The sequence below is a fragment of the Streptomyces sp. SCSIO 75703 genome (genome assembly GCF_036607905.1).
GTDB lineage: Bacteria > Actinomycetota > Actinomycetes > Streptomycetales > Streptomycetaceae > Streptomyces.
On record NZ_CP144555.1, the window covers coordinates 509512 to 533974 of the forward strand.

Genomic DNA, 24463 nt, shown 5'->3' on the forward strand with positions numbered 1-24463 from the left:
GCCGTCAGGCGGGTTGTGCCTCGGGCACGCCGACCAGGCAGGGCAGGGCCGTGCGGTCGCCCGCGCCGAGCCGGGCGTAGGCGCCGTACAGGTGGTTGCCGACGGTGCGGACGGAGAGGGTGAGCCGCTCGGCGATCTGCCGGTTGCTCAGGCCGGCCGCGGCGAGCGTGACGACCTGCCGTTGCCGTGCGGTGAGTTCGCCGAGGGCGGGTGCGGACAGGGCCGGGGTGCGGGCGCCCTGGCAGCGCCGGGCGAGTGCGGCGGCGCGGGCGCGGGCGGTACGGGCGGCGAGGGGGGCGCGGTGCGCGCGGGCGGCCTGGGCGTGCGCCTCCGCCGCGAAGAGCAGGAAGCCGCGCCGTTCCAGCTCCCCGGCCACGCGGTCGAGAGCGGGTCCGTCGGCGCGGGCCAGGGCGTCGGCGTGGTCGGCGAAGACGCCGGTGAGCCGGCCGGTGGCGCGCTCCGGGACGCCGAGGCGGACGGCGTCGTAGGGGTCCCCGTCGGCCGCCGTACGGGCCGCCCCGTCGAGGTCACCGCGTGCGGCGGCGGCCCAGGCGGTGACGGAGGGGGCGGGGCGGGGCCCGGGGACCGCGCGGGGGCCGGTGCGCCCGGGCTCCGCGGAAGGGCGGGCCCCGCCGGTCTCGGTGCCGTACGCCCCCTCACCGGCACCCGGCGCACCGTCCGCCGCCGGCCCCGGCCCCCCGTCACCCGGTGCGGCCGGGCTCCCGGCCGCCGCGCTCACCGCGGGCGGGATCACGCCGGACTGGGCGGTGGCCAGGGCGAGTTCGGCGCGGCAGGACGGGTCGGCCGGGTCGTGCCGCAGCCCCTCGCGGGCCCAGGACGCCGCCTCGCGCAGCAGGCCGCCCAGCCGGGCGAACCGGGCGCGGACGGCGGCGTACCCGCCCGGCACCGGCAGCCCCTCCCCCGCGAGCCACTCCCCCACGGGCGCCCGCGGCTCCCGTACGTCGGCCCGCGCGATCCGTCCCAGCAGCGCGGCCCGCTCCGCCGCCAGGGCCGGCCCGCACCGGTCGGGGGCGCCGGTGAAGCGCCGGGCTCGCAGCCGCCCGGCGCCCTCCCGCAGCACGGCCCCGTGCAGGGGGTGGGCGAGGTGGGCGGCGCCCCGGTCGTCGACGCGGACCAGCCCGTGGGCCTCCAGGGACTCTGTGGCGAGCGGGCCGAGGGCGTCGGCGTCGAGCGGGAGGGGTTCGGCGAAGGCGAGCCGTTCGAGGGCCTCCCGCTCCCGGGGCCGGAGGCGGTCGAGGACGGGCGCCACGCGTTCCCGTACGGCGGTGGTGACCGGCACCGGGCCCCGCCAGGCCCGTTCCCGCGTGCCCGGGACGGGGTCGAGCGGCCCGTGCCGGAGCACGGCGGCGTGCAGGTCGCGCAGCAGCCGCAGGTCCCCGTGGGCGAGGCGGTGCAGCCGTGCGGCGGTGAGCGGTTCCGGGGCGGCGCCCGTGGCGGCGGTGAGCAGGCCGGCGGTCTCCGGGGCGGGCAGGGGCTCCAGGTGGAGGCGGGGCAGCAGTTCGCCGGACCAGAGCCGGGACACGGCCGCCGGTACCTCGCCGTCCGTGGTGGCGGCGACGGCGAGGCGGGTGCGTCCGTGCACGGCGAGCTGGTGGACGAGGGCGGCGGAGGCGTCGTCGAGCAGGTGCGCGTCGTCCACGAACAGCAGCCGGACTCCGGACAGGAGGCGCACGGCGCGGTGCAGGGTGACGGAGTCGGGAAGCAGGTGGGCGAAGGCGGCGAAGGCGATGCCGCGCGCCCCCGGCGTCCCGGTGACGCGGGCGCAGCCGGTGCCGCGCAGCGCCTCGGTCAGCAGCCGGGTCTTGCCGCGTCCGGCCGGTCCGGTCACGGCGACGCCGGGCCGCCCGGCCGCCACGGACCGGCGGACCAGGTCGAGTTCGGCCGTGCGCCCGGTGAACGGCCAGGGCGTGCCGGGGTGCGTCTCGTCTCGCGCGTCAGTCCTCACGGCAACAGGAGTCGCCCTGCTCACCCCTGATACAGGGCGACTTGAGTAGCCCCCGACTCAGGCGCCCGGCGGGGGCGGCGCGGCAGGCTGGGGCCCATGACCGCACGGTACTGCTCGCTCGCGCCGCGGCCGGCTCCCGCGTTCGCGCCGGGGATGGCCGCCGAGCGCGCAGCCGCGCTCGCGGGCGGGCAGCGGATGTGGGTCAACGGCACCGTGCTGCACTACTGCTTCCTCGGCGCCGACACCGACGCCTCCGTCGTGCCGATGCCGGGGACCGGCCGGCCGCGCCGGGAGCCGTGGCCGGGCGCGCGGGCGCAGCGCGACGTGGTCCGCGACTGTTTCGCCGAGTGGCAGGACCTCGGGATCGGCCTCGAACTGCGGGAGGTCGGCGACCGGTCCGAGGCGGAACTGCGGATCGGCTTCCGGCCGGACGACGGGTCCTGGTCGGCGGTCGGCAGGGACGCGCTGCGGGTGGGGCTGCACGACCGCACGATGAACTTCGGCTGGGACCTGACCGCGCCCGGGGAGCGCGGCACGGCCCTCCACCAGATCGGGCACGCGCTCGGCATGCTGCACGAGCACCAGAGCCCGTACGCCGGTCTGCTGTGGGACGAGGACGCGGTCTACGCGGAGCTGGCGGGGCCGCCGAACCACTGGGGCCGGGAGCGGACCTACGACAACATCCTGCGCCGGCTCGACGCGGACGAGGCCAACTCGCCGGTGTGGGACCCGCTGTCCATCATGGAGTACGCGTTCCCGCCGGGGCTCATACTGGAGCCGGAGCGCTACCGGGCGGGGCTGCGTCCGCCGGGGACGCTGTCGGCGGCGGACAAGGAGTTCGCGCTGCGCTGGTATCCGCCGCTGCGCCGGCCGGGGCCGCTGGTGCCGTTCCGCTCGGTGCCGCTGGGGCTCGGGCCGGGCCAGCAGGCCGACTTCCGCCTCGATCCGCCGCAGACGCGTACGTACACGGTGGGGACCTTCGGCGACGGCGACGCGGTGCTGGTGGTCTTCGAGGAGCGGGACGGGGAGCCCCGTTACCTCGCCGGGCGGGACGACGGGGGGACGCCCGGCAACGCGGCGCTCGGGGTCCGGCTCGTCAAGGGCCGCCGCTACGTCGTCCGGGTGCGCCTGTACTCCTCGTGGGGGGCGGGCGAGACGGCGGTCATGTGCTGGTGACGGCACCCCCGCCGCACCCGGCCGGAACCGGCGGCACACCGGCGCCGGAACGGGCCGCGGGCACGTAGCCTCCGGGGGAGGGATACGAGCCTGCGGCCCCGTCGGGCCACTACGGCCCACCGGGCACCTGCACGCGCCGCCACCACGGTGAGCCGCTCCGGCACCCCGGACGTCCACGAACCGGGACCGTGCTCCGGCCGTACGCTCCACAGCACGGCACCGCGCACGTCCGTGACGGTCCCACGCCGTCGGACGTCCTCGTCGAAGACCAGGTCACCCACCCAGGGCCTGTCCCCGCTCAGCCCTCTCCCCCGCTCCGCAGCTCCGCCCAGACCCGCTTGCCCCACGGAAACAGCTCGGTGCCCCACTCCTCGGCGAGCAGGTCGACCAGCACGAGCCCGCGTCCCCTCTCGTTCCCGGGTTCAGGCTCCCCGCGCAGTGGGCGTACGCGCGAGAAGTCGACGACGCCCAGGCGCACGCGTCCTGCCCCGGGCCGCTCGACGGTGACCCGGAGGGACTCGCGCCGGGCGTGCTCCACCGCATTGGCCACCAGCTCCGAGACGATCAGCGAACCGTCCTCGGCCAAGGTGTCCAGTCCCCAGACGGCGAGCGCGACCCGCACCGGGCGACGCGCCGCGGCGGCGCTCTCCGGCCGACGGGGCAGGGTCTCACTGTATCCGGGGTAACCGGTGGGACGCGTCCGCGTGGGGACGTGCGGCATGTCGGTCTGCTCTCTGGATCGGCCGAGCCCCGGGACCGTGCACGAGGTCGCCGGGGCGTTGTCCGTTCATGAAACCGGTCTGCCCGGAGGACTGACAGGGGCGTCGCGTCCTACTTTCCGCGTGCTAGTCGGTGACCCCCAGGAACTCCGCCAGCGGCCGGAGTCCCGGCGGGTGGCGCGGGAGGGCCCACAGGTCGCGCACGATGGCCACGGCGAGGGTGTGGTGCCGCATCCAGGCCGGTGCCACCCGGCGCAGGGATTCCAGGGTCTTCACGGCCCCCGCGGCGTCCCCCATGTCCGTATGGGCGCGGGCGACGTCCAGCAGCAGCCACGTCCGCCAGGACGGCGGGGTGTCCTTGCTCAGCCGCATGCCCTTGGCCAGCGCGAGGGCGTCCCCCGGATGCCCGTACTGCACGGCGAGACGGACGCGTTCGATACGGACGGAGGACGGGCTGAAGACGCTGACCATGCGGTCGTCGCCGTCGGGCAGCTTGGAGACCCGGGCGGCCTGCTTCTCGGCCGTCTCCATCATGGCCGCGGCGCGCTCGTAGTCGCCGCTCCGCGCGGCCGACGTGGCGGCGCTCATCGTCAGCGCTCCCCAGACCTTCAGCCCGTCGGCGGTCCCGTCCAGGCCCCCTTCCGCCACGTCGGCGGCAGCGCGCACCGCCACGGCCAACGCGTCCTCCAGGCGCCCCTGCCGCTGGTACGTCCACGCCATGGAGTTGACGATCATCGGCAGGAGCAGCGGGTCGCCGGAGTGGCCGGCCGCGTCGGCGGCACGTTCCAGGCTCGTCAGGGCGAGGTCGGTCTTGCCCATGCGTACGGCGACGTGGCCGGCGAGTTGCAGCGCCTTGCCCAGCGCCGCGAAGCCCGCGGCCCGCTCGTCGTCGCCGTCCGCGACGGTGGCGGAGCGGGCGTTGGTGATCAGTTCGGGCAGCGCCGTCATCACCGTGTCGAAGTCCGCCTCGTGGTACCGCGTCCAGCCCTCGGCGATCCGCTCGCGCAGCCGCTCCGGGGAGAAGCCGCCGGCCGGCGGTTCCGGTTCCGGGCTCCGCAGGGCGGGCATGATGGCGCGGCGCACGGCCACGAAGCGTGGTCCGTCGCTCTCGCCGGTCGAGGCGACGGCGGGCGGATCGCCGAGGAGCGTGGTGAGTTCGACGCCCAGTCCGTTCGCCAGCGCGTGCAGAGTCGGCAGGCGTGCCGAGTGTTTGCGTCCCTGTTCGAGCTGACGGACGACGTCGACGCAGACGTCGGAGCGCTCCGCCAGCTCCTCTTGCGTGAGGGAGGCGAGACGGCGAAGGCGTCGCAGGGTCCGTCCGAGGTCTTCGTTTGCCACGCGGCCACGGTACGCCCGCGCTCGGCGTGCTCCACCGCTCGCCGGGCCGGCGGTGGCCGGGGTGGGAGGCCGGGCGGGCGGATCGGGTGGTGAGGTGCATAGAATGCGCTGCCATGCCGAAGCCTGACGAGCTGATCGTTGACATCGCCGCCCTCGTGGAGTCCGGGAAGAGCAGCCGGATGTCCTTGACCGTGGTCATCGGAGGGGCCGTCATCACCGGTCGCCTCGCCCCCGAGTCCGTATGGCGGCAGAGGGTGTCGGAGGTGCTGGAGAGCTCCGCCGAACTGGGGGCGTTCTCCGCCGTCTTCGACGCCCCCGTGAAGAGGGAGGGGCCGCCCACGCACCTGCACTTCCACGTCGCCCGCATTCTCCAGGGGGCCGTGGGCATCCCGGAGACGGGCGGGATGTACCGCGTGGCGATCGAGGACGTGAGCGCCTGGACCATGGGGGACTTCAGCTACTCCGACCACTGACCTCGACACCGCCCGCACGGGTGAGGGCCCGATCGGTCTCCGCCGATCGGGCCCTCACCGTTTCGTCCGGGTCCGTGCGGCCCGTCAGGGGGCCGGAGGGGTGCCGAGCAGGGCCGAGGCCCGCTCGTAGGAACCGGCCACCGACTCGGGCTCGGGCTCGGCCGGGGGCAGGGTGCCGCAGGTGAAGCCGAGCTGGGTCATGGCCCGCACGACCTCGGCGATGCTGAAGTCGCGGCGGTCCTGTCGGGTGACGACCTGCCCGACCTGCTTGGCGGGGAACTGCCGCCGCCCGATGACGATGAACTCGTGGGTGATCGGCTCGGGCTTGACGCCCTTCATGGATTCGAGCACGCCGCTCTTGGTCAGGTCGAACGGGAAGCGGGCGATGACACAGCGCATGATGCCTCACAGGGAGAAGGAAAGACGGGCCGGGCGGGTCGGCGGGATCGGGCGGGCGGGTCCGGGGCACTGCCCTCGCCGTCGGGCGTGGGCGGCGCCTGCGGCGGCGGGCCGGGGACCGTGTGCCCGCCGTGCATCCGGACCAGCGTCACCAGATGCCTCCTGCAGATGTGGGTGAGCCTCCTGAGCGAGACGGTCCTAGGCCGCCCTGTCGGAGGACGGGGAGGACGAGGAAGACCGGGGCGACGGGGAGGACGAGGAGGACCGCTGCCGCGGGGTGCGGCGGGACGCCGCGGCGGGGCGGCGCCGGCCGCGGGCGGCGGAACCGCGCTTCTCGGGGCGTTCGGCCGCCGGCGCGGTGATGACGACCGGGACGCCGGAGGGGGCCTGGGCACCGGTGATGCGGCGCAGGGCCTCCTCGCCGGCGCGCACCCGCGTGGTCTGCGGGACGATGCCGGCCGCCGCCATGAGCCGGGTCATGGCGCGGCGCTGGTCTGGGGTGACCAGGGTGACGACGCTGCCGGAGTCCCCGGCGCGGGCCGTCCGGCCGCCGCGGTGGAGGTAGTCCTTGGGGTCGGTGGGCGGGTCGACGTTGACGACGAGGTCGAGGCTGTCGACGTGGATGCCGCGCGCCGCGACGTTCGTCGCCACCAGTACGTCGACGTGCCCGGTCTTGAACTGCGTCAGCGTACGGGTGCGTTGCGGCTGCGACTTGCCCCCGTGCAGCGCGGCGGCCCGCACCCCGCTCCGCAGGAGGTGCTTCGTGAGGCGGTCGACGGCGTGCTTGGTGTCCAGGAACATGATCACGCGGCCGTCGCGGGCGGCGATCTCCGTGGTCGCGGCGCGCTTGTCGTCCTCGTCGACCTGGAGGACGTGGTGTTCCATCGTGGTGACCGCGCCGGCCGACGGGTCGACGGAGTGCACGACGGGGTCGTTCAGGTACCGGCGCACCAGCAGGTCGACGTTGCGGTCGAGCGTGGCGGAGAACAGCAGGCGCTGGCCGTCGGGGCGCACCTGGTCGAGCAGCGCGGTGACCTGCGGCATGAAGCCCATGTCGGTCATCTGGTCGGCCTCGTCGAGGACGGTGACGCCGACCCGGTCGAGCCGGCAGTCGCCGCGCTCGATGAGGTCCTTGAGCCGTCCGGGGGTGGCGACGACGACCTCGGCGCCGCCGCGCAGCGCGCTCGCCTGCCGGCCGATGGACATCCCGCCCACGACCGTGGCCAGCCGCAGCCGGACGGAGCGGGCGTAGGGGGCGAGCGCGTCGCCGACCTGCTGTGCCAGTTCCCGCGTGGGCACGAGGATCAGGGCGAGCGGCTGCCGGGGCTCGGCGCGCTGCCCGGCCGTGCGGGCCAGCAGGGCGAGTCCGAAGGCGAGGGTCTTGCCGGAGCCGGTGCGGCCCCGGCCCAGGACGTCGCGGCCGGCGAGGGAGTTGGGCAGGGTCGCGGCCTGGATGGGGAACGGCGCGGTCACGCCCTGGCGGCCCAGTTCGGCCAGGACCTCCGCGGGCAGGTCGAGGTCGGCGAAGCTCTCCACGGCGGGCAGCGCGGGGGTGATCGTCTCGGGGAGGGCGAACTCGCCGGGTGCGGCGGCGGGCCGCCGGCCGTGACCACGGGACCCGTTCTGTCCGCCGGAGCGCTTCGGCGCCGGCGACGCGCCGAACCGGCCGCCGCCCTTTCCGGAGCCGTTACCGCCGCCACGGGTGCGGGTGAAGCGATTGTTCGTACGGGTGCGGTTCATACGGAACCTTCCTCGTTGCGGCGCACATCAAGGAATTCCCGTGGTGAGATCCGGTACCGAGAATTGCGAGAAGGGGCCGAATGGAATGCGAGAGAAAATGCGATCGCCTGCGGTGCACGCGGGCGCCGGCGCCGGGAAGGGCGGGCGCGAGGGGGAGACGCCCTGCGGGGCGTCGTCCGCGGCGCGGCCGGGGCGGGGGTCCGCCTCGCGGCGGGGGCGCGGAGTGGCCCGGGGGCTCCCCGGGCCACTGTGAGGCGCACGCGGCTGGGGCCCGCACCCCGGAGGATACGGGCCCAGCCACACGTCTGCGTCGGTGTCGGCGTCAACCGGTTCAGACGGACACGATGTTCTCGGCCGTCGGGCCCTTCTGGCCCTGACCGATGTCGAAGCTCACCTTCTGGCCTTCGGTCAGCTCACGGAAACCCTGGGCGGCGATGTTCGAGTAGTGGGCGAACACGTCGGGGCCGCCACCGTCCTGCGCGATGAAGCCGAAACCCTTTTCCGCGTTGAACCACTTCACGGTACCAGTGGCCATGTCACTCTCCTTCGGGGCAGTGCACCGGCATCCACACCGTGCGGATACCGTGTCGCCGCGATGATTACCCCACCCGGAGAAGACCGGAACAACAAAAAATGCCCCCAGCGGCCTGGAGGCCGACTGAAAAACATCTGAGGTTTTCGGGAACCACAACTGCAACCGACACCGACAGTAGCACGTGAGAACGGCCGGTGCGTGGTAAACAATTCCGCTTCGTCCGTCGCGGTAATGAACCTCCGGGCGGCGACCCACGGAAACCTCATCCCACGGGCACAGATATGACCGGCCCGGCAGGGTCGGCGGCAGACCGGTGTCGCCGGACGCGTCCCGGGTGACCGGCCCCACGGCGCGGCACCCCCGCCCGGCACGATCAGGACGGTCGCGGCGGGGCGGGCGCACGGCCTTCCCGTCCGCACGGGCCCGGGAGGCGGGGAGCCAGGCGAGGACGCCGAGCACCCCGACGGCGGTGGGCAGGGGGCGGGTGCCGCGCGGCCGTCACGAGCGGCCCGGGGACCACGCACCCGGCGGATCCTCGTCGCCGGCACGCCTGGGCCGCCCACCGGGCGGCACGCCAGGGGCCCCGCCCGGACACGACGAAGCCCTGGCGAGAAAACGATCTCGCCAGGGCTTTCCGTCGGGACGACAGGATTTGAACCTGCGACCCCTTGACCCCCAGTCAAGTGCGCTACCAAGCTGCGCCACGTCCCGGTGTGGATCACGGTTGCCCGCGATCACGCTGGTCAAGACTACCTCATACGGAGGGTGGGACAGGGCACGCGGATGGCCGGCGGAGACGCCCCCTTCGCCCGCCGTTCGACAGGGGTCGGGCCCCCGTCGGTCGCCCGGCGCCCGGCGCCGCGGGCACGGCTCTCGCGGGCCCGCCCCCCAGTCGGGGCGCGGTGCCGAGGGGGCCCGGAGCAGGCCCGGAGTATGTCCTGTCAAATGGTTGACAGGACGGGTGGGGTCCGCTCAGGGTGAGCGGGTCAGTGACTGGACCGGTCCGCAGAGGGGCTCTTCATGGTGGATGCGCTGGGCGTCGCCGTCGTCGGTTTCGGCTGGATGGGCCGCGTGCACACCCAGGCGTACGCCCGCGTACGGCACCACTATCCGCACCTCGCGCTGCGGCCGGAGCTGGTGACGGTGGCCGACGAGGTGCCGGGGCGGGCCGAGGAGGCCGCCGACCGGTTCGGCTTCTCCTCCGCGACCCGCGACTGGCGCGAGGTGGCCGCCGATCCGCGTGTGCGGGCCGTCAGCGTCACCGCCCCGAACTTCCTGCACCGCGAGATCGGCGTCGTGATGGCCGAGGCCGGAAAGCACCTGTGGATCGAGAAGCCGGTCGGTCTGACCACCGCCGACGCCCGCGCGGTCGCCGACGCGGTCGCCCGCGCCGGTGTGCAGGGCGCCGTCGGCTTCAACTACCGCAACGCGCCCGCCGTCGAGGCCGCCCGCGAGATGATCGCCGACGGGGACATCGGCACCGTCACCCACGCCCGCTTCCGCTTCTTCAGCGACTACGCGGCCCACCCCGAGGGGGCGCTGACCTGGCGTTACGAGCGGGAGCGCGGCGGCAGCGGGGTGCTGGGCGATCTGGCCTCGCACGGGGCCGACCTGGCCTGGTTCCTGCTGGGCGACATCGACTCCCTGTGCGCCGACACCGCCGTCTTCCTGCCCGAGCGGGCCCGCCCCGCCTCCGCGACGGCCGGTCACGCCCGTGCGGCCGGCGGGGTGAAGGGACCGGTGGAGAACGAGGACTACGTCTCTTGCCTGCTCCGCTTCGCCTCCGGCGCCCGCGGGGTCCTGGAGGCGTGCCGGGTCTCGGTCGGCGAGCAGAACGGCTACGGCTTCGAGGTGCACGGCACGCGGGGCGCCCTGTTCTGGGACTTCCGGCGGATGAACGAACTGGGTGTCAGCCGCGGCACCGACTACCAGGACCAGCCCGTCAGCACGGTGTACGTCGGCCCGGGGCACGGCGAGTTCGCCGCGTTCCAGCCGGGTGCCGCCAACGCCATGGGCTACGACGACCTCAAGGTGGTGGAGGCGTACCGCTTCCTGCGGTCCGTCGCCGAGGGCACCCCGTACGGGGCCACCCCGGCGGACGCGGTGCGCAGCGCGGCCGTCCTGGACGCGATGGCGCGCTCGGCGGCCGGCGGCGCGTGGGAACGGCCCCTGCCCTGACCGGCCGGTGGACCGGCCCCGGCGAGGCCCGCGCCACCACGCTCCCCCACCACCCCGGCGCCGAGGCCCGCGCCGCCCCGCCAACCCGGCCACCGACGCGCCCGCACCGCTGCCGTCCGCGCCGGCGTCCGTCACCCCGCCGGGGCGGGCGGCATGTTGTGGGGGGTGACGACCTGGATCGCGGAGGGCAGCGGGGGTGCGGCCGGCGGCAGGGCGTCGTGGGCCCGCATCACCGTGTGGCACGCCTCGCGCAGGTCGTGCCGCAGGTCGTGGTGGAGGACGGCGGAGAGCCGGTGCTCGCGCAGCAGGCGGGTGTTGTCCTGGTCGAGGTCGTGCGCGACGAACACGGCACAGGGGCGGCCGAGGTCCTCGAAGGCACGGAGCGTGGCGATGTTCCCGCCGCCCATGGAGTAGACGGCGCGGATCTCCGGGTCGCGTTCCAGCGCCGAGCGCACCAGGTCGTACTGGGCGGCGTCCAGGCCCTGGCCCTCGGTGACCTCGACGAGGGCGCGCTCGGGGTGGTGGGCCCGCATCACGGCGCGGAAGCCCATCTCCCGTTCCTCCTCGTTGCGGAAGAAGCCGCTGCTGAGGCTGGTGAGCACGTGACCGGGCCGCTCCCCCAGCCACTGCCCGACGAGGTAGGCGGCGGTCGCGCCGGCCGCCCGGTTGTCGATGCCGACGTAGGCGAGCCGGGTGCTGGCGGGCAGGTCGGCGGCGAGCGTGACGACGGGGATCCCCGCAGCCGTCAGGCGGCCCACCGCGTCGGCCACCTCGGGGACGTCCGGGGCCTTGAGGATCACGCCCTGGGAACCGCGCCGGGCGATCCGGTCCAGGACTCCGGCCAGTTCGCCGACCGGCCCGGTCTCGCGGAAGTGGTGGCGGGAGCGGAGGACGGCGGGGCGCAGCGAGGGGAGTTCGGCCTCGAGGGCGGCGCGTACGGCGGCGGAGAAGCGGTCCGGCGCCTGCATCACGATGTCGATCATGAAGGTGCGGCCGACGAGCCGGACCTGGGTGCGCTGGCGGTCCAGGTCGGCGATGGCCTGCCGGACCTCGTGGGCGGTGCTCTCCCGCACTCCGCCGCGGCGGTTGAGGACCCGGTCGACGGTGGCCTCGCTCAGCCCGGCCTGACGTGCGATCTCCCTGATGGGGAAGGGGTGGCCCATCACCGGCTCCTTCCGCCCCCTCGGCCGTTCTGAGGGGTTTTTGATGGACGCCTGCTGGTTGTTCGCAGCGTTTGTCCGGACAAGAATGACACCACTCCGTGGGCCCTGTCACCGAAAGGACGACGATGTCCTCGCCTTCCGTCCCCGCCCGCCGCGCCCGGTTCTCCGCGCGCGACTGCGACCTCGACGCCTTCCGCGCCCTCGTGGAGCGGACCACCGACCCGGCCGCACACCCGCTGGCCGCGTCCGTCGAGCAGAACGTCCCGGTCTACGAGGCGGCCGGGCTGCGCGAGCGTCCGGGGGTGGCGGACGAACTGGTCCACGCCCTGGCCGACGGTCCCGGCATCGTGGTCCTGCGGGGCGCCTTCCCGGACCCGGACGTCGTCGACCGGACGACCGCCGTGTTCGACGCCCTCATCGCCGCCCAGCGGGCCTCGGGCACCGCGTCCGGGGACCACTTCGCCGCGCCCGGCGCCAACGACCGGGTGTGGAACGCGCTGGAGAAGGCGGCACTGCACGATCCGGAGGCGTTCGCCGACTACTACGCCAACGACGCCCTCGCCCTGGTCGCCACGGCCTGGCTGGGCCCCGGCTACCAGGTCACCTCGCAGGTCAACGTGGTCAATCCGGGCGGCGCGGCGCAACTGCCGCACCGCGACTACCACCTCGGTTTCCTCTCCGACGAGGTGGCAGCCGCCTACCCGGCGCACGTGCACCGCCTCTCCCCCGTGCTCACCCTCCAGGGCGCGGTCGCGCACCGCGACATGCCGGTGGAGTCGGGTCCGACGATGTACCTGCCGTACTCGCAGAGGTTCGAGGCGGGCTACCTGGCCTGGCGGCGGCCGGAGTTCCGCGACTACTTCGCGGCGCGCCACGTCCAACTGCCGCTGGCCAAGGGCGACGCGGTCTTCTTCAACCCGGCGCTCTTCCACGGCGCGGGCGCCAACCGGTCCGCGGACGTGCGGCGCATGGCCAACCTGCTCCAGGTCTCCTCGGCCTTCGGCCGGGCGATGGAGCGCGTGGACCGGGAGGCGGTGGTGAACGCCGTCTACCCGGTGCTGCTGGGCCGCCGGGCCGCGGGCGCGGACCCGCGCGGCCTGGAGAACGTGGTGGCCGCGAGCGCCGAGGGCTATCCCTTCCCCACCGACCTGGACACCGACCCGCCGGTGGGCGGACTTGCCCCGGCCTCGCAGGCGGACCTGGTGCGGCGGGCGCTGCGCGAGGAGTGGACGCCGGAGGCCCTGCGCGAGGCGCTGCGCCCCGGCGGCACCCGGAGCGCGGGCCGGGGTCCGCACTGACCACGCCGCCGTCCGCCGGACCGTCCGGCGGCGATCCCACACGAGGAGCAGCACACCGCATGCGTATCGGCATTCTCGGCCTCGGCCGCATCGGCGCCTTCCACGCCGAGACCCTCTCCGCACTGGACACGGTCGACTCGCTCGTCGTCGCCGATCCGCTCATGGACGCCGCCAAGGCCGCGGCGGAGCGGTTCGGGGCCGAGGTGGCGGACTCGCCCGAGGCGGTGCTGTCCGCCGGGGTGGACGCGGTGGTCGTCGCCGCCGCGACCGACGCCCATCCGGCCCTGATCCGGGCGGCGGTCGAGGCCGGGGTGCCCGTCTTCTGCGAGAAGCCCGTCGCCCGCACCATGGCGGAGGGCGTCGAGGTGCTCCGGATGGTCGAGGGCGGCGGGGTGCCCGTGCAGATCGGCTACCAGCGCCGTTTCGACCCCGGTTTCACGGCGGCGCGGGAGGCGGTGCGCGCGGGCGCGCTGGGCCCGTTGCACACCGTACGGGCGGTCACGCTCGACCCGGCGCCGCCGCCGGCCGCGTACGTCGCCGCCTCGGGCGGCATCTTCCGGGACTGTTCGGTGCACGACTTCGACGTCATCCGCTGGGTGACCGGCCGCGAGGTGCGCGAGGTGTACGCGGCCGGCGGCAACCGGGGCGCCGCCCACATCCGGGAGGCCGGGGACGCGGACACCGTCGGCGTGGTGCTCACCCTGGACGACGGCACCCTCGCCGTGGTCTCCAACAGCCGCCACAACGCCCGGGGTTACGACGTGCGGATGGAGCTGCACGGCTTCACGGACTCCGTCGCCGTAGGGCTGGAGGACCGGCTTCCGCTGCGGTCGGTGGAGCCCGGTGCGCGGTTCCCGGCGGGGGTGCCGCACGACTTCTTCATGGACCGCTTCGCCGCCGCCTACCGGGCCGAACTCGCCGCGTTCACCGAGGTCGCCGCCGGCACCCGCCCCTCGCCGTGCACCGTGGCGGACGCCCTGGAGGCGGGGTGGATCGCGGAGGCGTGCGCGCTGTCGCTGCGCGAACGCCGCCCGGTCGCCCTCGCGGAGGTGCGTACGCTCTGAGCGGGCGTCCCGCGCACGGCACGGCCCCCGGCGTTCCGACGCCGGGGGCCGTGCCGTCGCGGTCGGCACCGGGCCCGTGCCGGGCCGCTCTCAGGCGCCGCAGGAGCGCAGGAAGCGGCGGGTGCGGACGGCGATGGGCAGGGGCTTGTCCGGCTCGCAGGGGTACATGTCCTGCTCGACGATGGCGAACAGGTCCACGCCCAGGCGCTGCGCCGCCGTCAGCACCGGGCCCAGTTCCGGTACGCCGCCCGGGGGTTCGCACATGACGCCGCGCTGCACGGCGGGCCCGAACGGCACCCCCTCGGCGCGGACGCCGGCGAGGATCTCCGGGTCGACCTGCTTGAGGTGGAGGTAGCCGATGCGCTCCCCGTAGGTCTCGATCAGCTTGACGCTGTCCCCGCCGCAGTAGGCGTAGTGGCCGGTGTCCAGGCAGAGGGAGACCAGGTCGGAGTCGGTGGAGTCGAGGAAGCGTTCGACGTGCTCCTCGGTGTCGATGTGGGTGTCGGCGTGCGGGTGGACGACGATGTCCAGCCCGTATGTCTCCTTCACCCGGCGGCCGAGCCGTTCCATGCCCTCGGTCAGGTGGCCCCACTGCTCGCGGGTCAGCTCCGGCGGCTCCAGGATCTCGGCGGTCTTGTCGTCGCGCCAGAAGGACGGGATGACGACGAGGTGGCCGGCGTCCATGGCGCGGGTGAGGGAGGCGACGCGGGAGACCTGCTCCCAGGTGGCGTCCCACTCGGAGGGGCCGCGGTGCAGTCCGCAGAAGATCGTGCCGGCGGAGACCCGCAGGCCGCGCCGGGCCACCTCGTCGACGAGGCGGGCGGGGTCGGTGGGCAGGTAGCCGTAGGGACCGAGTTCGATCCACTCGTAGCCGGCTTCGGAGACCTCGTCCAGGAAGCGTTCCCAGGGCACCTGGAGGGGGTCGTCGGGGAACCAGACGCCCCAGGAGTCGGGCGCCGAGCCGACGCGGATGCGGTCGAGGGCAGGGGGCATGTCAGGGCTTCCCTTCGGCGTTCGTGGACGCGGCGGAGGCGGCGGACGACGGGGCGCCGGGGGTGTCCCCGGCGGGCGCGGACACCTCCTCCGCCTCCGGGAGCGCGGCGACGTCGACGCCGCCGACCTGTGCCAGTTCGTGCTTGAGCGCGGCGAGTTCGGCGCCGCCCGCCATGTGGTTGGTCAGCTCTTCGAGGGTGATGCGGTCGCGGGGCGCGCTCAGTTCGAGCGTGCCCAGGCGCAGCACGCTGAAGTGGTCGCCGACCATGTAGGCGTGGTGCGGGTTGTGGGTGATGAAGATGACGCCGAGCCCGCGTTCCCGGGCGGCGGCGATGTACTTGAGGACCACGCCGGACTGCTTGACGCCGAGGGCGGCGGTGGGCTCGTCGAGGATGAGGACGCGGGCGCCGAAGTAGACGGCGCGGGCGATGGCGACGCACTGGCGCTGTCCGCCGGAGAGGGTGCCGATGGGCTGTTCCAGGTCGTCCAGGACGATGCCCATGTTGCGCAGTTCCTCGTCGGCGGTCCGCTTCATGCGGGCGATGTCGAGGCGCCGTACGGGCCAGGGGCCCTTGGTCATCTCGGAGCCGAGGAAGAAGTTGCGCCACACCGGCATCAGCGGCACGGTCGCCAGGTCCTGGTAGACGGTGGCGATGCCGCGGGCGAGCGCGTCGCGGGGGCTGGCGAAGCGCACCGCCTCGCCGTCGACGAGGAACTCGCCCTCGGTGTGCTGGTGCAGCCCGGAGATGATCTTGATGAGGGTGGACTTGCCGGCACCGTTGTCGCCGAGGACGCAGGTGACCCGGCCGGGGTGGACGGTGAGGCCGACCCCGTGCAGGGCGCGGACGTTGCCGTAGGACTTGCCGGCGGCGCGCAGTTCGACGAGGGGCGGGGCGTCGTCCTCCCCGGACCCGGGTGCCGGGTGGACGGCCGTCTGACCGCCGGGGGTGGTGCTGGTCATTTCCGATCACCTCCGGGTCGCCGCGCGGCGGACCCACAGATTGATGAGGACGGCTCCGAGGAGCATCACACCGAGGAACGCCTTGAACCAGTCGGGGTTCCAGCCGGCGTAGACGATGCCCTGGTTCACCATGCCGAACATGAAGGCGCCGAAGACCGGGCCGATGGCGGAGCCGTAGCCGCCGGTCAGCAGGCAGCCGCCGATCACCGCCGCGGCGATGTAGATCAGCTCCTGGCCCACGCCCTCGCCGGACTGCACGGTGTTGAAGGAGAAGAGCTGGTGCATGCCGACGAACCAGGCGCCGAAGCCGACCAGCATGAACAGCGTGATCTTGGTGAAGGTGACGGGGACGCCGACCGCGCGGGCGGACTCGCGGCTGCCGCCGACGGCGAAGATCCAGTTGCCGTACTTGGTGCGCAGCAGCACCCAGGTGGCGAGCGCGGCGAAGACCAGCCACCACACGACGGTGATCTTCACCTGGACGCCGCCGACGTCGAAGGACGAGGCGAAGAACGCCTTCGCCTGGGCGAAGCCGTCCATGTCGCTGATGTCGTCGGTGGCAACGTTGCCGGTGACGAGTTTGGTGACCGCGAGGTTCACGCCCTGGAGGATCAGGAAGGTGCCGAGCGTCACCAGGAAGCTGGGCAGTCCGGTGCGGACGAGCACCCATCCGTTGAAGGCGCCGACGCCGAGGGAGACGGCGAGGGCGACGATCACCCCGGCCCACACGTTCATGGTGAGCTGGTAGCTGAGCATGCTCGCCGTCAGGGCGGAGGTGACGACGGCGACGCCGGCCGACAGGTCGAACTCGCCGCCGATCATCAGCAGCGCGACCGGCAGCGCCATGATGCCGATGGTCGACGCCTGGTAGAGCACCGTCGCCATCGAGCCGCCCTGGCGGACCGAGGGCGCGGCGATCAGGAAGAAGACGAACACGGCGACGGCGCCGAGGAAGACCCCGACCTCGGGCCGGGCGAGCAGCCGCACCGGCAGCGAGCGCCGCCTGGTGCGTCCGTCGGACTGCCCCGGGCCGGGAGCCGGCGGTGCGGTCACCGCCGGCTCGGGCTGTCGGGTCACGCTCATCACCGGGTGCCCTTCGCGGCGAACTCGGCGACGGACTTCACGTTGGACTTGTCGACGAAGGCCGGGCCGGTCAGCACCGGCTGCTCGCCGCCGCCGCTGTAGTTGCCGTTGTTCTTGTGCAGCCACAGTCCGTCGACGGCCAAGTAGCCCTGGAGGTAGGGCTGCTGGTCGACGGCGAACTCGATCTCGTCCTTCTCGATGGCGCCGGTGAGGTCCTTGTTGAGGTCGAACGTGGCGATCTTCGCCTTGCTCCCGGCGTCGGCGACCGACTGCACGGCGGTCATGGCGAAGGGGGCGCCGAGCGTGACGACGTGGTCGATGCCGCCGTCCTGCTTGAGCTTGGCGGTGATCGTCGACTTCACGGACGGCATGTCGGTGCCGTTGACGTAGAGGGTGTCGAGCGTGCCGCGGAAGGTCTTCTTCGCCCCGTCGCAGCGCTGGGTGAGGCCCACGTTGCCCTGTTCGTGGATGACGCAGACGGCCTTCTTGGAGCCGACGTCGTTCAGCTTCTTGCCGAACGCCTCGCCGGCCACGCTCTCGTCCTGGCCGAAGAACTCCAGCAGTCCGAGGTCCTGCCAGTCCGCGAGGCCGGAGTTGAGGCCGACCACGGGTATGCCGGCCTGTCCGGCCTTGGCGAGGACGCCCTTGAGGGCGTCGGGCTTGGCGAGGGTCACGGCTATGCCGTCGACCTTCTGGTCGATGGCGTTCTGCACCAGGTTGGCCTGGTTGCCGGCGTTGGGGTCGGCGGAGTAGACCAGCTTGACGTTGTCCTTGGCGGCGGCGGCCTCGGCGCCCTTGCGGACGATGTCCCAGAAGGTGTCGCCCGGCCCCTGGTGGGTGACGAGTGCGACGGTCATCCGGGGGGTGTCCGCCGTGCCCGCGGCGGAGGTGGAACCCCCTTCCTCGGACTTCTTCCCGCCCGAACTGCTGGAGCAGCCCGCGAGGGTGAGTGCGGCGGCCGCGAACACGGCCACTGCGGGGGCGATTCGGCGGGAGCGGGGGTGCGACGAGCGGACCATCTTTCCTGTACCTCACTGTGCGACGGGAGACCGTGTGCCAGGGGAAAAAGGCTGTTGCGCTGGGACCGGATACAAGCCCTTGAGGCGCCCGCTGTCAATACTTTGTCAAGACATCATTTCACTAGCATGTCCTTATGTAACTACAAACTATTGACAGGGTCGGCCCCGGGGTCCTACACCTGAGAGGCGGCAGGCCCCGCCCAGCCTCAGGAGCGTCGCACATGACCGAGTCACCGCAGCATTTCGATCTGATCACGATGGGTCGCATCGGGGTTGATCTCTACCCTTTGCACACAGGAGTCCCCCTCTCCGAGGTGGAGACGTTCGGCAAGTTCCTCGGCGGCTCGGCCGCGAACGTGGCCGTGGCCGCCGCCCGCCTCGGCCGCACCACGGCCGTCATCACCCGGACGGGCGATGATCCCTTCGGCACGTATCTGCACCGGGCCCTGAAGGAGTTCGGCGTGGACGACCGCTGGGTCACCCCGGTCGACGGCCTGCCGACCCCGGTCACCTTCTGCGAGATCTTCCCGCCGGACGACTTCCCGCTCTACTTCTACCGCCGCCCCAAGGCCCCCGACCTGGAGATCCGCACCGGGGACCTGGACATGGCCGCGATCGCCGCCGCCCGCGTCTTCTGGATCACCGGCACCGGCCTGTGCGAGGAGCCGAGCCGTACGGCGACGCTCGCGGCGCTCGCCCACCGCGCCCGCTCCGGCACCACCGTCTTCGACCTGGACTGGCGGCCCATGTTCTGGCAGGACCCGGACCAGGCCCGCCCGTACTACGCCGAGGCGCTGCGCCACGCGACCGTCGCGGTCGGCAACCTCGACGAGTGCGAGATCGCCACCGGCGTGCGCGAACCCCGGGCCTGCGCCGAGGCCCTGCTCGCGGCCGGCGTGGAACTGGCCGTCGTCAAACAGGGCCCCCGGGGCGTCCTCGCCGTGCACCGCGACGGGACGTCGGCCGAGGTACCGCCGGTGCCCGTCGAGGTGGTCAACGGCCTCGGCGCGGGCGACGCGTTCGGCGGCTCGCTCTGCCACGGGCTGCTCTGCGGCTGGGACCTGGAGCGCACCATGCGCGCCGCCAACGCGGCCGGCGCGCTCGTCGCCTCCCGCCTCGCCTGTTCCTCCGCCATGCCCACCCCAGCCGAGATCGACGACCTCCTCGCGCGTGCCACTCCCTGAACGGAGCCCCTTCGTGTCCCTCAGCATCCCCGACCTCACCGCGGTCCGCGTCCGGCATCCGGAGGCGATCGCCGAGGCCGCCGCCCGCCGCACGCGCCGCCCGCTGATCGGCGACTCCGGCCGGCTGATGATCGTCGCCGCCGACCACCCGGCGCGGGGTTCGCTCGGCGTCGGCGACCGCCGGCTCGCCATGGCCAACCGGGCCGGCCTGCTGGAGCGCCTGTGCACCGCGCTGTCGCGGCCCGGCGTCGACGGGGTGCTCGCCACCGCCGACGTGCTGGAGGACCTGCTGCTGCTCGGGGCGCTGGAGAACAAGGTCGTCATGGGTTCGATGAACCGCGGCGGACTGGCGGGCGCGGCCTTCGAGATGGACGACCGCTTCACCGGCCACCGCGCCGAGGACATCGCCCGGCTCCGTTTCGACGCGGGCAAACTGCTGCTGCGCATCGACTACGAGGACCCCGGCTCGCTCGCCACGCTGGAGTCCTCGGCGCGGGCGGTCGACGCGATGGCGGAGCGCGGACTGCCGCTCTTCGTCGAGCCGTTCATCGCCCGCCGCACCGGGGGCGCGGTCCGCAACGACCTCTCCGCGGAGGCGGTGACCCGGTCCATCGCCGTCGCCTCGGGGCTCGGCGGCACCTCCGCCTACACCTGGCTGAAACTGCCCGTCACCGAGGACCCGGACGACATGGGCGAGGTCCTGGAGACGTCGACGCTGCCGGCCGTGCTGCTCGGCGGCGACATAGGCACCGGCCCCGGCGGGCAGGCCGCCGCCTACGAACGCTGGCGCAAGGCGCTGCGGCTGCCCACCGTGCAGGGCCTGGTCGTCGGGCGCTCCCTGCTCTACCCGGCCGAGGGCACGGTGGAGGAGGCGGTGGACACGGCGGTCGGGCTGCTGTGAGGGACGTACCCGGGGCGGGAGCCCCGGTCCGGCCCGGCACCGGGGTCCACCGGAGCGGCGTACGGCCGGGGCCCGCCGGGCTGACCCGGCGCGGCGGCCGGGGAAGAGACACCACGCAGGCATACGCGGCATACGAGAAAGACGGAGCGAGATGACCCACCACCTTCCGGCGGGCCGGGCGGCGAGCGGCGCCTACGCCGTCGACGTGACACCGGAGCGGGCCGGCTGGACCCACTCCAGCCTGCGCGTGCTCCACCTGGAGCCCGGCGGCGCACACACCTTCCACAGCGGCGACAGCGAGTGGATCGTCCTCCCGCTGAGCGGCGGCTGCACCGTCGCCACCACCGGCGTCGACGGCCCCGCCGACTTCGAACTCACCGGCCGGCCGGGCGTGTTCGAGGGCGTCACGGACTTCGCGTACGTGCCGCGCGACGCCCGGACGACCGTGACCTCGGCCGGCGGCGGCCGGTTCGCGCTCACCGGGGCCCGCTGCGCCCGCCGCCTGCCCGCACGGTACGTGCCCGCCTCCGCCGTGCCGGTGGAACTGCGCGGCACCGGATCCTGCTCCCGGCAGGTCAACAACTTCGCCGCGGCCGACGTCTTCGCGTGCGACAGGCTCATCGCGGTCGAGGTGCTCACGCCGGGCGGCAACTGGTCCTCCTTCCCTCCGCACAAGCACGACGAGCACCGCCCCGGCGAGGAGTCCGTGCTGGAGGAGGTCTACTACTTCGAGTTCGCCGCCCACGAGGGCGTCCCGGGCCTCGGCTACCAGCGGGTCTCCCCCTCCGGCCGGGGCCGCGGCACGGACGTGCTGGCCGAGGTCCGCGACGGGGACGTCGTCCTCATCCCCGACGGCTGGCACGGTCCGTCGATGGCCGTGCCGGGCCACCACATGTACTACCTCAACGTCATGGCCGGCCCCGAGCCCGAACGCGCCTGGCTGATCCGCGACCACCCCGACCACGCCTGGGTCCGCGAGACGTGGCCCGAGCAGCCGGTCGACCCCCGCCTGCCCCTCTACTCCGCGCCGTCCCCGTGAGGTCCCCCATGCGCGAACCCACCCACCGGCTGACCACCGCCCAGGCCCTGGTCCGCTTCCTGGCCGCCCAGTACACCGAACGCGACGGCGTGCGGCGCCGGCTGATCACCGGCACCTGGGGCATCTTCGGCCACGGCAACGTGGCCGGACTCGGCCAGGCCCTCGTCGAGTACGCCGACCTGATGCCGTTCCACCAGGGCCGCAACGAACAGGCCATGGTGCACGCCGCCGTCGGCCACGCCCGCCAGCTCAACCGGCTCTCCGCGCAGGCGGTCACCACGTCCATCGGCCCCGGCGCGACCAACCTCGTCACCGGCGCGGCCCTCGCCACCGTCAACCGCCTGCCCGTCCTGCTGCTGCCCGGCGACTACTTCGCCTCCCACGCCGCCGACCCGCTCCTGCAGCAACTGGAGCACCCCTGCGCGGGCGACGTCTCCGTCAACGACACCCTGCGGCCGGTCTCCCGGTACTTCGACCGCGTCACCCGCCCCGAGGCGCTGATCGCCTCCGCGCTCCAGGCGGTGCGGGTGCTGACCGACCCGGCCGAGACCGGCGCCGTCACCCTCGCCCTCCCGCAGGACGTGCAGGCCGAGGCGTACGACTGGCCGCGGGAGTTCTTCGCCGAGCGGGTCTGGCGCGTCCGGCGTCCCGAGCCGGACCCGGCGGAACTGGCCGACGCGGTCCGGGCCGTCCGGGCAGCCGAGCGCCCGCTGATCGTCGCGGGCGGCGGGGTCCACCACAGCGAGGCCGAGGAGGCGCTGCGGGCGCTCGTGGACGCCACCGGCATCCCGGTCGCCTCCACCCAGGCCGGCAAGGGCTCCCTGCGCCACGACCACCCGGCCGACCTGGGCGGCGTCGGCCACACCGGCACCGCCGTCAGCGACGACCTGGCGCGCACCGCCGACCTGGTGATCGGCGTCGGCACCCGCCACACCGACTTCACCACCGCCTCCGGCACCCTCTTCCAGCACCCCGGGGTCCGGTTCGTCAACCTCAACATCACCGCCTTCGACGCCCACAAGCTCGCCGCGCGCACCCTGGTCTGCGACGCGCGGGCGGGTCTTGCCGCGCTCGCCCGGGAGTTGTCCGGACACCGGGTGGCGCCCGCGTACATCGAGGAGTACCGCGCGGGCAAGGAGCGCTGGGACGCGGTGGCCGAGGCCGCCCTGCGCGCCGGCGACGACGGCTCGGCCCCGACCCAGACGCAGGTGCTGGGCGCGCTGGACGAGGTGGTCGGCGACGACGACGTGGTGATCAACGCGGCCGGCTCGCTCCCCGGCGACCTGCACAAGCTGTGGCGGGCCCGCTCCCCGCGCCAGTACCACCTGGAGTACGGCTACTCCTGCATGGGCTACGAGATCCCGGCCGCGCTCGGCGTGCAGCAGGCCGCCCCCGGCACCCCCGTGTGGGCGCTGGTCGGCGACGGCACGTACCTGATGAACCCGACCGAGATCGTCACCGCGGTCCAGGAGGAACTGCCGGTGAAGCTGGTCCTGGTCCAGAATCACGGCTACGCCTCCATCGGCGGCCTCTCCGAGGCGGTCGGCGCCGAACGCTTCGGCACCGACTACCGCCACCGCTCGGGCGACGGCGGCTTCACCGGCGCACCGCTGCCCGTCGACCTCGCCGCCAACGCGGAGAGCCTCGGGATGACGGTGCTGCGGGCCCGGACCACCGGCGAACTGCGCGCGGCGCTGCGCGAGGCCCGCGCGGCCGACCGGCCGGTGTGCGTGTACGTGGAGACCGACCCGGCGCCGACGGCCCCGCCGGCCGAGGCGTGGTGGGACGTGCCGGTGGCCGAGGTGTCCGCCCGCGAGGCCGCGACCGGCGCCCGCGCGCGGTACGAACGGGCGGTCGCGGACCGCCGCCGCCACCTCTGACCCCCCGTCCGCTCCCCGTGGGAGGTACGACCATGGCGAAGAACGGCGGCTCCGCACGCGCCGCGACCGCCCCCGCGCTCGGCTCGCTCGACTTCACCCTGGACCGGGCCAGCCCGGTGCCGCTCTACCACCAGCTCGCCCGGCAACTGGAGGACGCCATCGAGCGCGGCGTCCTCGCCCCGGGCAACCTCCTGGGCAACGAGGTCGACCTGTCGGTGCGGCTCGGCCTGTCCCGGCCGACCGTCCGCCAGGCCATCCAGTCGCTGGTCGACAAGGGGCTCCTGGTGCGGCGCCGCGGGGTGGGCACCCAGGTGGTGCACAGCAGGGTGCGGCGCCCGCTGGAACTGAGCAGTCTCTACGACGACCTGGAGGCGGCCGGTCAGGCACCGGCGACGCGGCTGGTGCGCCGGGAGACGGTGCCGGCGCCCGCCGGGCCGGCCGCGGCCCTCGGGCTCACGGCGGGCACCGAGGTGACGGTGCTGGAGCGGCTGCGCCTGACCCACGGCCGGCCGGTGGCGCTGCTCTGCAACTACCTGCCGGCCGGCCTGCTCGACGTGGAGGACGCCCGGCTGGAGTCGACCGGGCTCTACCGGCTGCTGCGCGCGGCGGGCGTCACCCTGCACAGCGCCCGCCAGACGGTCGGCGCCCGCTCGGCCACCCACGAGGAGGGCACCCGCCTCGACGAGGAGGAGGGCGCGGCCCTGCTGACGATGCGCCGCACCGCCTACGACGACACGGGCCGGCCGGTGGAGTACGGCACCCACGTCTACCGCGCCTCGCTCTACTCCTTCGACTTCGAACTCCTCGTCAGGCCCTGATCCGGCGCCCCGGCTCCGGATCGGGACCTGCCCCGGCCCCGGCCCGCCCCGGCCCGAACGGGCCGGGGCACCGGTAGTCTCGGGGCGTGAACAGACGGCGGCGCAAGAAGCTGTCGGCGCGGCTCGTGGCGGCCGCGCTGCTCGGCGAGTCCGCCCGGGTCCGCGCGCTGCTGCGCGCCGGTGCCCCGGCCGGGTCGGCGAACGCGGACGGCACGACGCCGCTCTACCAGGCCGCAGTGCAGGGCGACGCGGAGACCGTCCGGATCCTGCTGGAGGCCGGCGCCCCGCCCGACGCGGAGAGCGGCACCGGCTCCGAGGGCCTCCCCCTGTGCGGGGCCGCCTGCTGGGGGTACACCGAGGCCGTGCGCGCCCTGCTCGACCACGGCGCCGACCCGCGCCTGCGGGAGGACCACGGCACGGGCCTGACCGCCCTCGCATGGGCCGAGAAGGGCCCCCACCCGGAGACCGCCGCCCTCCTGCGCGCGGCGCTGCGCGCCTCCCGCGGCGCAGGCTGACGGACCCGCCGCACCGCCCCG

At 74.3% G+C, this 24463-nt stretch carries 22 protein-coding genes and 1 tRNA gene; 11 read left to right on the plus strand and 12 right to left on the minus strand.

Features of this window, described 5'->3' with window-relative positions; translation table 11 throughout:
• Positions 1 to 4 precede the first annotated feature (4 nt).
• Positions 5 to 1966, minus strand: coding sequence for a helix-turn-helix transcriptional regulator (locus VM636_RS02325; RefSeq protein ID WP_338483068.1), 1962 nt, complete (start codon positions 1964 to 1966; stop codon positions 5 to 7).
• A 96-nt stretch (positions 1967 to 2062) separates the two neighbouring features.
• Between VM636_RS02325 and VM636_RS02330 the strand changes: the two genes are divergently transcribed.
• Positions 2063 to 3142 carry a hypothetical protein gene (locus VM636_RS02330; protein ID WP_338483069.1) on the plus strand — a complete coding sequence of 360 codons (1080 nt, stop codon included), beginning with the start codon at positions 2063 to 2065 and terminating at the stop codon, positions 3140 to 3142.
• 298 nt (positions 3143 to 3440) lie between these two features.
• Here VM636_RS02330 and VM636_RS02335 read toward each other — a convergent pair whose 3' ends face one another.
• Entirely contained in the window at positions 3441 to 3863 is a 423-nt protein-coding gene (locus VM636_RS02335) for an ATP-binding protein (protein ID WP_338483070.1), read from the minus strand.
• Positions 3864 to 3987: 124 nt separating this feature from the next.
• A complete protein-coding gene (locus tag VM636_RS02340; RefSeq protein ID WP_338483072.1) occupies positions 3988 to 5199 on the minus strand; it encodes a helix-turn-helix transcriptional regulator in 1212 nt (403 codons plus the stop codon).
• Positions 5200 to 5312: 113 nt separating this feature from the next.
• On the opposite strand from VM636_RS02340, the gene VM636_RS02345 reads away from it, so the two are divergent.
• Positions 5313 to 5672, plus strand: coding sequence for a hypothetical protein (locus tag VM636_RS02345; protein WP_030421177.1), 360 nt, complete (start codon positions 5313 to 5315; stop codon positions 5670 to 5672).
• Positions 5673 to 5756: 84 nt separating this feature from the next.
• On the opposite strand, the gene VM636_RS02350 is transcribed toward VM636_RS02345, so the two are convergent.
• From VM636_RS02350 to VM636_RS02365, 4 genes are all read right to left on the minus strand, one after another.
• On the minus strand, positions 5757 to 6071 hold the full coding sequence (locus VM636_RS02350; RefSeq protein WP_030421176.1) for an SCO5918 family protein: 315 nt from the start codon (positions 6069 to 6071) through the stop codon (positions 5757 to 5759).
• A gap of 198 nt (positions 6072 to 6269) precedes the next feature.
• Positions 6270 to 7811: a DEAD/DEAH box helicase gene (locus tag VM636_RS02355; RefSeq protein WP_051821406.1), complete on the minus strand. Its 1542-nt coding sequence runs from the start codon at positions 7809 to 7811 to the stop codon at positions 6270 to 6272.
• A gap of 331 nt (positions 7812 to 8142) precedes the next feature.
• Positions 8143 to 8346, minus strand: a complete 204-nt coding sequence (locus VM636_RS02360; RefSeq protein WP_030421174.1) for a cold-shock protein — start codon at positions 8344 to 8346, stop codon at positions 8143 to 8145.
• 637 nt (positions 8347 to 8983) lie between these two features.
• Positions 8984 to 9057, minus strand: a tRNA-Pro gene (locus VM636_RS02365).
• 309 nt (positions 9058 to 9366) lie between these two features.
• Between VM636_RS02365 and VM636_RS02370 the strand changes: the two genes are divergently transcribed.
• The gene (locus tag VM636_RS02370; RefSeq protein ID WP_053912857.1) at positions 9367 to 10524 is read left to right on the plus strand and encodes a Gfo/Idh/MocA family oxidoreductase; all 1158 of its coding nucleotides are present in this window, start codon (positions 9367 to 9369) and stop codon (positions 10522 to 10524) included.
• Positions 10525 to 10655: 131 nt separating this feature from the next.
• Here VM636_RS02370 and VM636_RS02375 read toward each other — a convergent pair whose 3' ends face one another.
• Positions 10656 to 11687 (minus strand): LacI family DNA-binding transcriptional regulator, encoded by a 1032-nt coding sequence (locus VM636_RS02375; RefSeq protein WP_030421172.1) that lies wholly within the window; start codon positions 11685 to 11687, stop codon positions 10656 to 10658.
• A gap of 125 nt (positions 11688 to 11812) precedes the next feature.
• Here VM636_RS02375 and VM636_RS02380 point away from each other — a divergent pair, with 125 nt between their 5' ends.
• Complete coding sequence (locus VM636_RS02380) at positions 11813 to 12985, plus strand: phytanoyl-CoA dioxygenase family protein (protein ID WP_338483076.1); 1173 nt, start codon at positions 11813 to 11815, stop codon at positions 12983 to 12985.
• Between the two features lie 59 nt (positions 12986 to 13044).
• Complete coding sequence (locus tag VM636_RS02385; RefSeq protein ID WP_030421170.1) at positions 13045 to 14049, plus strand: Gfo/Idh/MocA family oxidoreductase; 1005 nt, start codon at positions 13045 to 13047, stop codon at positions 14047 to 14049.
• Positions 14050 to 14139: 90 nt separating this feature from the next.
• Here the strand turns inward: VM636_RS02385 and VM636_RS02390 are convergent, their stop codons facing one another.
• Genes VM636_RS02390 through VM636_RS02405 form a run of 4 tightly spaced genes read right to left on the minus strand, consistent with a single transcriptional unit; the run spans position 14140 to position 18105 of the window.
• Positions 14140 to 15042: a sugar phosphate isomerase/epimerase gene (locus VM636_RS02390; RefSeq protein ID WP_030421169.1), complete on the minus strand. Its 903-nt coding sequence runs from the start codon at positions 15040 to 15042 to the stop codon at positions 14140 to 14142.
• 1 nt (position 15043) lies between these two features.
• Positions 15044 to 16003, minus strand: a complete 960-nt coding sequence (locus VM636_RS02395) for an ATP-binding cassette domain-containing protein (protein ID WP_030421168.1) — start codon at positions 16001 to 16003, stop codon at positions 15044 to 15046.
• Positions 16004 to 16009: 6 nt separating this feature from the next.
• Positions 16010 to 17086 carry an ABC transporter permease gene (locus VM636_RS02400; protein ID WP_030421167.1) on the minus strand — a complete coding sequence of 359 codons (1077 nt, stop codon included), beginning with the start codon at positions 17084 to 17086 and terminating at the stop codon, positions 16010 to 16012.
• Entirely contained in the window at positions 17086 to 18105 is a 1020-nt protein-coding gene (locus tag VM636_RS02405) for a sugar ABC transporter substrate-binding protein (RefSeq protein WP_030421166.1), read from the minus strand. Before VM636_RS02405 ends, VM636_RS02400 begins: the two co-directional genes overlap by 1 nt.
• A gap of 221 nt (positions 18106 to 18326) precedes the next feature.
• Between VM636_RS02405 and iolC the strand changes: the two genes are divergently transcribed.
• From iolC to VM636_RS02435, 6 genes are all read left to right on the plus strand, one after another.
• Positions 18327 to 19289, plus strand: a complete 963-nt coding sequence (iolC, locus tag VM636_RS02410; RefSeq protein ID WP_338483078.1) for a 5-dehydro-2-deoxygluconokinase — start codon at positions 18327 to 18329, stop codon at positions 19287 to 19289.
• Between the two features lie 13 nt (positions 19290 to 19302).
• Complete coding sequence (locus tag VM636_RS02415) at positions 19303 to 20190, plus strand: hypothetical protein (protein ID WP_030421164.1); 888 nt, start codon at positions 19303 to 19305, stop codon at positions 20188 to 20190.
• Positions 20191 to 20341: 151 nt separating this feature from the next.
• Positions 20342 to 21229 (plus strand): 5-deoxy-glucuronate isomerase, encoded by an 888-nt coding sequence (iolB, locus tag VM636_RS02420; protein WP_053912859.1) that lies wholly within the window; start codon positions 20342 to 20344, stop codon positions 21227 to 21229.
• Between the two features lie 8 nt (positions 21230 to 21237).
• Positions 21238 to 23109 carry a 3D-(3,5/4)-trihydroxycyclohexane-1,2-dione acylhydrolase (decyclizing) gene (gene iolD / locus VM636_RS02425; RefSeq protein ID WP_338483080.1) on the plus strand — a complete coding sequence of 624 codons (1872 nt, stop codon included), beginning with the start codon at positions 21238 to 21240 and terminating at the stop codon, positions 23107 to 23109.
• A gap of 32 nt (positions 23110 to 23141) precedes the next feature.
• Positions 23142 to 23927: a GntR family transcriptional regulator gene (locus VM636_RS02430; RefSeq protein WP_053912860.1), complete on the plus strand. Its 786-nt coding sequence runs from the start codon at positions 23142 to 23144 to the stop codon at positions 23925 to 23927.
• 86 nt (positions 23928 to 24013) lie between these two features.
• Positions 24014 to 24442 carry an ankyrin repeat domain-containing protein gene (locus tag VM636_RS02435; protein ID WP_030421160.1) on the plus strand — a complete coding sequence of 143 codons (429 nt, stop codon included), beginning with the start codon at positions 24014 to 24016 and terminating at the stop codon, positions 24440 to 24442.
• The last annotated feature ends 21 nt before the right edge of the window (positions 24443 to 24463 follow it).

Bases quoted from the DNA above. Each gene is read 5' to 3' on its own strand.
- VM636_RS02330 (WP_338483069.1), top strand. From the start codon at position 2,063: ATGACCGCACGGTACTGCTCGCTCGCGCCGCGGCCGGCTCCCGCGTTC.
- VM636_RS02335 (WP_338483070.1), bottom strand. From the start codon at position 3,863: ATGCCGCACGTCCCCACGCGGACGCGTCCCACCGGTTACCCCGGATAC.
- VM636_RS02345 (WP_030421177.1), top strand. From the start codon at position 5,313: ATGCCGAAGCCTGACGAGCTGATCGTTGACATCGCCGCCCTCGTGGAG.
- VM636_RS02350 (WP_030421176.1), bottom strand. From the start codon at position 6,071: ATGCGCTGTGTCATCGCCCGCTTCCCGTTCGACCTGACCAAGAGCGGC.
- VM636_RS02355 (WP_051821406.1), bottom strand. From the start codon at position 7,811: ATGAACCGCACCCGTACGAACAATCGCTTCACCCGCACCCGTGGCGGC.
- VM636_RS02360 (WP_030421174.1), bottom strand. From the start codon at position 8,346: ATGGCCACTGGTACCGTGAAGTGGTTCAACGCGGAAAAGGGTTTCGGC.
- VM636_RS02370 (WP_053912857.1), top strand. From the start codon at position 9,367: ATGGTGGATGCGCTGGGCGTCGCCGTCGTCGGTTTCGGCTGGATGGGC.
- VM636_RS02375 (WP_030421172.1), bottom strand. From the start codon at position 11,687: ATGGGCCACCCCTTCCCCATCAGGGAGATCGCACGTCAGGCCGGGCTG.
- VM636_RS02380 (WP_338483076.1), top strand. From the start codon at position 11,813: ATGTCCTCGCCTTCCGTCCCCGCCCGCCGCGCCCGGTTCTCCGCGCGC.
- VM636_RS02385 (WP_030421170.1), top strand. From the start codon at position 13,045: ATGCGTATCGGCATTCTCGGCCTCGGCCGCATCGGCGCCTTCCACGCC.
- VM636_RS02390 (WP_030421169.1), bottom strand. From the start codon at position 15,042: ATGCCCCCTGCCCTCGACCGCATCCGCGTCGGCTCGGCGCCCGACTCC.
- VM636_RS02395 (WP_030421168.1), bottom strand. From the start codon at position 16,003: ATGACCAGCACCACCCCCGGCGGTCAGACGGCCGTCCACCCGGCACCC.
- VM636_RS02400 (WP_030421167.1), bottom strand. From the start codon at position 17,086: ATGAGCGTGACCCGACAGCCCGAGCCGGCGGTGACCGCACCGCCGGCT.
- VM636_RS02405 (WP_030421166.1), bottom strand. From the start codon at position 18,105: ATGGTCCGCTCGTCGCACCCCCGCTCCCGCCGAATCGCCCCCGCAGTG.
- iolC (WP_338483078.1), top strand. From the start codon at position 18,327: ATGACCGAGTCACCGCAGCATTTCGATCTGATCACGATGGGTCGCATC.
- iolB (WP_053912859.1), top strand. From the start codon at position 20,342: ATGACCCACCACCTTCCGGCGGGCCGGGCGGCGAGCGGCGCCTACGCC.
- iolD (WP_338483080.1), top strand. From the start codon at position 21,238: ATGCGCGAACCCACCCACCGGCTGACCACCGCCCAGGCCCTGGTCCGC.
- VM636_RS02430 (WP_053912860.1), top strand. From the start codon at position 23,142: ATGGCGAAGAACGGCGGCTCCGCACGCGCCGCGACCGCCCCCGCGCTC.